The following is a 6,997-nucleotide window of genomic DNA, read 5'->3' as shown; positions in this document are numbered from 1 at the left end:
CCGCATCCTGCCCCCGCCGGGCCCGACCGCGGTCATCCCGCGCGGTGAATACGACGGCGCGACCGTCCGGTACCAGGCCGCCGAACCCACCCGCGCCGCCGCGGCCGGTTCCACGGCGATGATGCCGGGTCCCGACGCCGCTACCCCGGCGGGCTCGGACAAGTCTCGCTTCAGCAGCGGTCAGAAGGCGATGGCCGGGCTGGGTGTCGGCGCGGTCCTGATCGGCGGCCTCGCCGCCTGGGTGCTGTTGAGCGGGAAGGCGCCCGATTCGACGGTCTCACCGGTGAAATCGAGCACATCGGTGGTCGCGCCGCCCCCGACGACCACCTGGACCACGACCGAGGAGCCGACGACGACCACCGAGCCGGCGCCGCCCCCGGTGATCACCACGACTCCCGAGCCGACCACGACCACCACGCCGCCGCCCACCACGACGACCCCGCCGCCGGCGACCACGACCACCCGGGAGCGACCGACCCGCACCACACGCCCCACAACGCGCCCGTCCTACCCGTCGCTCGACCTACCATTACCGGGGGTCGGCGGTGCGTACGACTACGACTACAGCAACAGAGACAACACCAGCCGGACTCCAGCCACCTCCTCACAAGGACTGCCATGACGACCCCGAAGAATCTGTCTTCTCGCTACGAGCTGGGCGAGATCATCGGATTCGGAGGTATGTCGGAGGTCCACAAGGCTCGTGACCTGCGGTTGGGTCGAGATGTCGCGATCAAGGTGCTGCGCGCCGACCTCGCCCGCGACCCCACGTTCTATCTGCGGTTCAAGCGCGAGGCGCAAAATGCGGCGGCGCTGAACCATCCGGCCATCGTCGCGGTGTACGACACGGGCGAGGCCGAGGTCGACGGCGGCCCGCTGCCGTACATCGTGATGGAGTACGTCGACGGCGAAACGCTGCGCGATATCGTGCGTGGCAAGGGTCCGCTGCCGCCGCGACGCGCGATGGAGATCATCGCCGATGTCTGCGCCGCACTGGATTTCAGCCACAAGAACGGCATCGTGCATCGCGATATGAAGCCGGCCAACATCATGATCAACCGCCAGGGTGCGGTGAAGGTGATGGACTTCGGCATCGCGCGCGCCATCGCCGACAGCTCCAATCCGATGACCCAGACCGCGGCCGTGATCGGCACCGCGCAGTATCTGTCACCGGAACAGGCGCGCGGCGAACAGGTGGACGCTCGCTCCGACGTGTACTCGGTCGGCTGTGTACTGTACGAAATCCTCACCGGGCAACCGCCTTTCACCGGTGACTCACCGGTGGCCGTCGCCTACCAGCATGTGCGCGAGGATCCCAAGCTGCCGTCACTGGTGCACCCGAGTGTTCCGCGCGAACTCGATTCCGTGATCCTCAAGGCGATGGCCAAGAATCCGGCCAACCGCTATCAGTCCGCGGCCGAGATGCGCGCCGATCTGATCCGGGTGCTGGGCGGTCAGAAGCCGCACGCGCCGATGGTGATGACCGAGGAAGACCGCACCACCATGCTCGGCAGCATGGATCCCGAACCGCGCAGCTATCGCACGGTCGAACGCAACGACGGTGACGACGAGCCGGAACCGGAATCGGACGCTTCGCGACGCCGGCTGTGGCTCGGTATCGGTGTCGCCGCGTTGGTCGCGGTGGCGATCGCCCTGTTCTGGGTGCTGATCGGCCCGGGCAGCAGACCCGATCAGGTCGCGATTCCGGATCTGGCGAACAAACCGGCGCAGCAGGCGCAGGACGATCTGCAGAAGCTCGGCTTCAACGTCGCCATCCAGCAGAAGCCGGACGGCAAGGTCGCCAGTGGCAATGTGGTGGCGACCCAGCCGCTCGGCGGCGCCCGCGTCGACAAGGGCTCCACGGTCACCCTGCAGGTATCGACCGGACCGCAGCAGGTGCCGGTGCCGTCGCTGGCGAAGTTGAGCCAGCAGCAGGCCGAACAGAATCTCAACGCGGTCGGCTTGATCCTGGATCCGCAGATCCAGCGCGCGGCGTCCAGTCCGGAGGACAAGGACAAGGTGATCGCCGAATCCCCCGCCGCCGGAACGAAGATCGATGCGGGGTCGAAGGTGACGATCACCCTCGGCAAGGGCCCGGATCAGGTCCGCGTTCCCGATGTGGTGGGCCAGTCCATCGACGTGGCCGAGCCGAATCTGGCCGACAGCGCCGGATTCAAGGTCGTGATCCAGAAGGTGAGCTCGTCCCGGCCCGCCGGTGAGGTGCTGTCCACCGACCCGGCCGGTGGCTCCATGGCCGACAAGGGCTCGACCATCACCGTGCAGGTGGCGAGTGATCAGATCACCATGCCGTCGCTGACCGGGCTCACCCCGTCGCAGGCGGTGGACAAACTGCGCTCGGCCGGTTGGACCGGCGGCGTGGGGCAGATCAGTCAGAGCACGCAGGGCACCTTCGATGCGAGCAATGTCGGCCGGGTCATCGATCAGCAACCCCGGGCCGGTTCGTCGGTGTCCCGCAACGGGACCATCACGATCATCACCGGGGTGCTGGGACCGCCCTGATCGGTCCGCCGCTCACAGCGCGAGGTGACGGTTCATGGACATGGCCTCGGCGGCCAGATCCGGTAGTTCGATCACCTCGACGCCGTGTTCGCGCAGACTCTCCACACCGACACAGTTCTCGACGAAGGTGCGGGGTTCACGCCAGGCGATGACCACCCGGGGAATGCCGGCCGCCAGAATGCGGTCGGTGCACGGCGCTCGGCCGATCGAAGCTCGAGTCGAACAGGGCTCGAGCGTGCTGTAGATGGTGGCCTGCGCCAGCCGGGGATCCGGGCCGAGTTTGTTCAGCGCCGACTCCTCGGCATGCACCTTTTCGTCGGTTTCGCGGGAGTAGCCGTGTGCCAGTTCCACCCCGTCGGGACCGACGACGACCGCGCCGACCGAGAATGCGGTGGTACTGGGCGGACACAGCCGGGCCAAACCGATCGCATGGTGCATCCAGAAGCGGTGCGCGCCCGGGCGGCCCGGGATACGAGCGGCCGACTCGGCGGATTGCCAGGCATCGAATTCCGTTGTCACCGTGGACTTCCCATCGTCGCAGGTTCCGTTGTCGGTATCCGCTCGGCCGCGGCGCGTCGACCGGAGCGGCACAACCGGTCGCCGCTACCCGGCGGCCGACGTCCGATAGCGCAGCACCGCGATATCGCCGAGGCGGGTGATATCCACCAAGGCCATTCTGCGCCGCGATCCACCCGGATACTCGGCCGGATGCAGAAATTTCGGCGCCGAACTGTCTCCGACCAGCACCGGGGCGATCGCGAGCAGCAGTTCATCGGCCAACCCCGCGGACAGGAACGCGGTATGGATGCGGCCGCCGCCCTCCACCATCAGGCGGTGGACCCCACGCTCGCCGAGGTCGTCGAGCAGGGCGCCGAAATCGATCGTGTCACCGAGGGCGACCACGTCGCCGCGGCCGGCCAATCGCGTGCCGATTCGCGCCCGTCCGGCCGTGGTGGTGTAGACCAGCCGGTCGCCGCCGTGAAGCCACAACCGTAGGCCCGGATCGAGATCGCCACTCGCACTGACGATCACGCGCAGCGGATGTTCCGGCTTACCGACCGCGCGCCGCGCCGCTCTTCGCTCGGCGCTACCGACCAAGAGCCGGGGGTCGTCGCGTCGCAATGTTTCGGCACCGATCAGGATGGCATCGGATTCGGCGCGCACGGCGTCGACCCGATCGAAGTCCTCGGCATTGGACAACAGCAGCCGTTCCGGCCCGGCATCGTCGATATATCCGTCGATACTGGTGGCCACCGACAGCACCACATAGGGCCGCGCCATCAGCGCCACCGGAGCCGGCGGCGAACCCTGGCCGTCTGCATGGCAATCTCCTTGTGCCGGTGGACTTTCCGGTCCGAAAGGTCAGACCAGCGCGGCGACTTCTGCCTCGAGACTCGCCACCAGGGCCTCAGCCGGGCGTTCACCGCATACCTCGAGCCAGTTGGCGAGCATCCGATGCCCACCCTGGGTCAGCACCGATTCGGGATGGAACTGCACACCGTGGATGGGCAGTTCGCGGTGCCGCATCGCCATCACGATGCCGCTCTCGGTCCGCCCCAGCACCTCGATCTCCGCGGGCAGGGTCTCCTCGAGCACGGTCAGCGAGTGGTAGCGGGTGGCGGTGAACGGATCGGGCAGACCGGCCAGTACGCCCGCACCGACGTGGAAAACGGAACTCGTCTTGCCGTGCAGTAGTTCGGGTGCCCGGGTGACGGTCGCGCCGAAGGCCTCGCCGATGGCCTGGTGTCCCAGGCAGACCCCGAGCAGCGGGGTCCGGTGCCGGGCGCAGGCCCGGACCAGGTCGATACTGGCACCCGCCCGGTCCGGCGTACCGGGCCCCGGGCTGATCAACAGGCCGTCGTATTCACCGACCAGGCCGTCGGGGTCGGTCAGCCGAGGGTCGTCGTTACGCCACACGGTCGCCTCGGCGCCCAGCTGGCCCAGGTACTGCACCAGGTTGAAGACGAAGCTGTCGTAATTGTCGACGACCAGAACACGCATGGTTCGAGAGTACGTGGCAGGACCATCGATACGCAGCTGAGATAGCCTTTAGGCAGACCTGCACGCCGAATACGAGGACGTCATGCCCAAGTCGAAGGTCCGCAAGAAGACCGATTACACGATCAACCCGACCAGCCGCACCCCGGTGAAGGTCAAGGGCGGCCCGTCGCCGGTCTGGTACGTGACCATCATGCTCGGGTTCATGTTGGCCGGTCTGGTCTGGCTGCTCGTCTACTACCTGGGCGCCGACCACATCCAGTGGATGAGCGACCTGAACGCGTGGAACTTCCTGATCGGCTTCGGGCTGATGGTGATCGGCCTGATCATGACCATGAGGTGGCGTTGAGCGGCTGATTACACGCGTGTTATTCATTCACACCTGTGGATGAGTTTGTGGACAACTCGAGGAGCAATTGGGGACCGTGAGCACACCCGAGCCCGATCGTCCCGAGCACCCCGGGTCCGGACGACCCGATCCGCATGACGAGGGGGGCGATCCGGCACCGCGACTCGAATGGTCCACACCTGCTCCGGCCCTGGTCGTGGTCACACTGGGCGGAGTGGCACTGGCCGTCGCCGCGGCCTTCGCCTCCGACGCGCCGAGCCGGCTGCTGATCGGCTTGGCGGCCGCGCTGCTGTTGTGCCTGGCCGGACTGGGCTTCCGACAGCGACCGCGGCTCACGGTCGTCCCGGGCAACCCCGCGCACCTCGTGGTCCGCGGACTGCTCGGCCCGGCCGAATACGGTCCCGAGCGGATTCTGCGGGCCCGCGTCGTCGGATTCCGCCGGCTCGGACGCAGCATTCCCAACCTGGAGCTCGATGTGGACCACAAGGGCGAGGAGCGGTTGCTGATCTTCGGACGCTGGGACCTCGGCACTCATCCACAGGACGTGCTCGATGTGATGACCGTGCACGGCCTGGTTCCGAGCGACCCCCGTATCCGCTGAACCGGCGCGAAGCCGAGCAGATCAGGCGAGAACCGCTGCCGCGGCCGCGATGAGCGCGATCGATACCGCGGCGATCGCACCGACCGCGCCCCAGCCGATCCGGATGACCGAATCCCGGGTCCGAGCCCGCAACCATTCGGGCAGGAACAGAATTCCGGCGGTCGCGAGCGTGCCGGCCAGCAGCCCGCCCAAATGACCCCACAACGAAATTCCGGGTAGCGAGACGCTGATGACGATGTTGATCGCGATCAGCACCAACATCTGCACCGGACTCTGCCGCAGCCGCAACAGGATCACGGTCATCGCACCGAACAGTCCGTAGATCGCCCCGGAGGCACCGGCCGTCGCGGCATCGGTCGCCAGCCACATCACCGCGGCGGACCCACCCAGCAACGAGACCAGATAGATCGCCAGGAATCGGGCCCGCCCCAGCACCAATTCGGTATCGCGGCCGAGGATGTAGAGGGCGAACATGTTGACCACCAGATGCAGCGGTCCGTAATGCAAGAACCCGGAACCGACCACCCGGATCCACTGCCCCCGCGCAACCAGGTGCGGTGCGAGCACCCAGTCGTAGAACAGCCGCGAGAGGTGATTGTCCGCGACGCTGTGCGCCTGACTCGCCGTCACCGCGAACACGGCGACGTTGATCGCGATCAGCGCGTAGGTGACGTACGGCGTCGTCCGGGCGCCGGTCGCCGGCTGGGACCCGACCGCCGGACGTACCGCGCGAACCTCGTTGCGCCCCTGAGCAACACAGTCCACGCAGTGCTGGCCGACCGCGGCGGGTTGCAGACATTGTGGACAGGCCGGCCGCCCGCACCGTGTACATGCCAATCCGGTGGTGCGATCGGGGTGGCGGTAGCAGGTCGGTGCGGGCGGGTGCGGATTCACGAAACTCCGATGTGGGTCAGCTCAGGGTGATACTCGAAATGACGACCGGCTCCTTGGGACGATCGTTGCGGTCGGTCGCGGTGGTGGCGATGGCGTCGACCACCTTGCGCGAATCCGCGTCCACCACTTCGCCGAAGATGGTGTGGCGGCGGTTCAGGTGCGGCTGCGGACCGACCGTGATGAAGAACTGCGACCCGTTGGTGCCCGGCCCGGCATTGGCCATCGCGAGCAGATAGCCGCGATCGAAGCGCAGTTCGGGGTGGAACTCGTCGGCGAATTCGTAGCCCGGTCCGCCGCGACCGGTGCCGGTCGGGTCGCCGCCCTGAATCATGAAGCCATCGATCACGCGGTGGAACACGCTGCCGTCGTAGAACGGTCCGGACGTGCCGCCACTGGCGTTCTTCGTCTTGTACGGTGCGCTGCCGTCGGCCAGGCCGATGAAGTTACGCACCGTCTTCGGGGCGTGGTTACCGAAAAGCGAGATCTTGATGTCGCCGAGGTTGGTGTGCAGTACTGCCACGGCGGTCTGATTCGGTGAGGTCACGCCGAATATCGTGCCACGACGGCCGACGGGAACCGCAGAGCGCGCCTACCCGGCGTGCGCCGCGCCGTCGGCGGAGCGAGCCGCGGGTGCC

The 6,997-nt window shown here is 67.3% G+C and carries 9 protein-coding genes; 3 read left to right on the top strand and 6 right to left on the bottom strand.

Features of this window, described 5'->3' with window-relative positions:
- Positions 1-180 precede the first annotated feature (180 nt).
- Positions 181-495 (bottom strand): hypothetical protein, encoded by a 315-nt coding sequence (locus ON37_RS32625; protein ID WP_157171306.1) that lies wholly within the window; start codon positions 493-495, stop codon positions 181-183.
- Between the two features lie 123 nt (positions 496-618).
- Between ON37_RS32625 and pknB the strand changes: the two genes are divergently transcribed.
- On the top strand, positions 619-2,520 hold the full coding sequence (gene pknB / locus ON37_RS00040) for a Stk1 family PASTA domain-containing Ser/Thr kinase (RefSeq protein WP_040715127.1): 1,902 nt from the start codon (positions 619-621) through the stop codon (positions 2,518-2,520).
- Positions 2,521-2,532: 12 nt separating this feature from the next.
- On the opposite strand, the gene ON37_RS00035 is transcribed toward pknB, so the two are convergent.
- The 3 genes from ON37_RS00035 to ON37_RS00025 all read right to left on the bottom strand — a co-directional run bounded on the left by ON37_RS00035 (position 2,533) and on the right by ON37_RS00025 (position 4,521).
- A complete protein-coding gene (locus tag ON37_RS00035; RefSeq protein ID WP_245552873.1) occupies positions 2,533-3,039 on the bottom strand; it encodes a dCMP deaminase in 507 nt (168 codons plus the stop codon).
- A gap of 84 nt (positions 3,040-3,123) precedes the next feature.
- Entirely contained in the window at positions 3,124-3,801 is a 678-nt protein-coding gene (locus ON37_RS00030; RefSeq protein WP_040715132.1) for a RibD family protein, read from the bottom strand.
- Between the two features lie 81 nt (positions 3,802-3,882).
- Positions 3,883-4,521: an aminodeoxychorismate/anthranilate synthase component II gene (locus tag ON37_RS00025; protein ID WP_040715125.1), complete on the bottom strand. Its 639-nt coding sequence runs from the start codon at positions 4,519-4,521 to the stop codon at positions 3,883-3,885.
- Positions 4,522-4,603: 82 nt separating this feature from the next.
- On the opposite strand from ON37_RS00025, the gene crgA reads away from it, so the two are divergent.
- Together crgA and ON37_RS00015 are read left to right on the top strand one after the other, a co-directional pair.
- Complete coding sequence (crgA, locus tag ON37_RS00020; RefSeq protein ID WP_040715123.1) at positions 4,604-4,867, top strand: cell division protein CrgA; 264 nt, start codon at positions 4,604-4,606, stop codon at positions 4,865-4,867.
- A gap of 190 nt (positions 4,868-5,057) precedes the next feature.
- The gene (locus ON37_RS00015) at positions 5,058-5,468 is read left to right on the top strand and encodes a PH domain-containing protein (protein WP_245552875.1); all 411 of its coding nucleotides are present in this window, start codon (positions 5,058-5,060) and stop codon (positions 5,466-5,468) included.
- 21 nt (positions 5,469-5,489) lie between these two features.
- Here the strand turns inward: ON37_RS00015 and ON37_RS00010 are convergent, their stop codons facing one another.
- Together ON37_RS00010 and ON37_RS00005 are read right to left on the bottom strand one after the other, a co-directional pair.
- Entirely contained in the window at positions 5,490-6,362 is an 873-nt protein-coding gene (locus tag ON37_RS00010) for a rhomboid family intramembrane serine protease (RefSeq protein ID WP_040715121.1), read from the bottom strand.
- A gap of 16 nt (positions 6,363-6,378) precedes the next feature.
- Positions 6,379-6,906, bottom strand: a complete 528-nt coding sequence (locus tag ON37_RS00005) for a peptidylprolyl isomerase (RefSeq protein ID WP_040715119.1) — start codon at positions 6,904-6,906, stop codon at positions 6,379-6,381.
- Positions 6,907-6,997: the final 91 nt, after the last annotated feature.

The sequence above is a fragment of the Nocardia veterana NBRC 100344 genome, from assembly GCF_000308855.1.
Taxonomy (GTDB): Bacteria; Actinomycetota; Actinomycetes; order Mycobacteriales; family Mycobacteriaceae; genus Nocardia; species Nocardia veterana.
The sequence above is the reverse complement of the archived record's forward strand: the minus strand, read 5'-3'. Positions and strand labels throughout refer to the sequence as shown.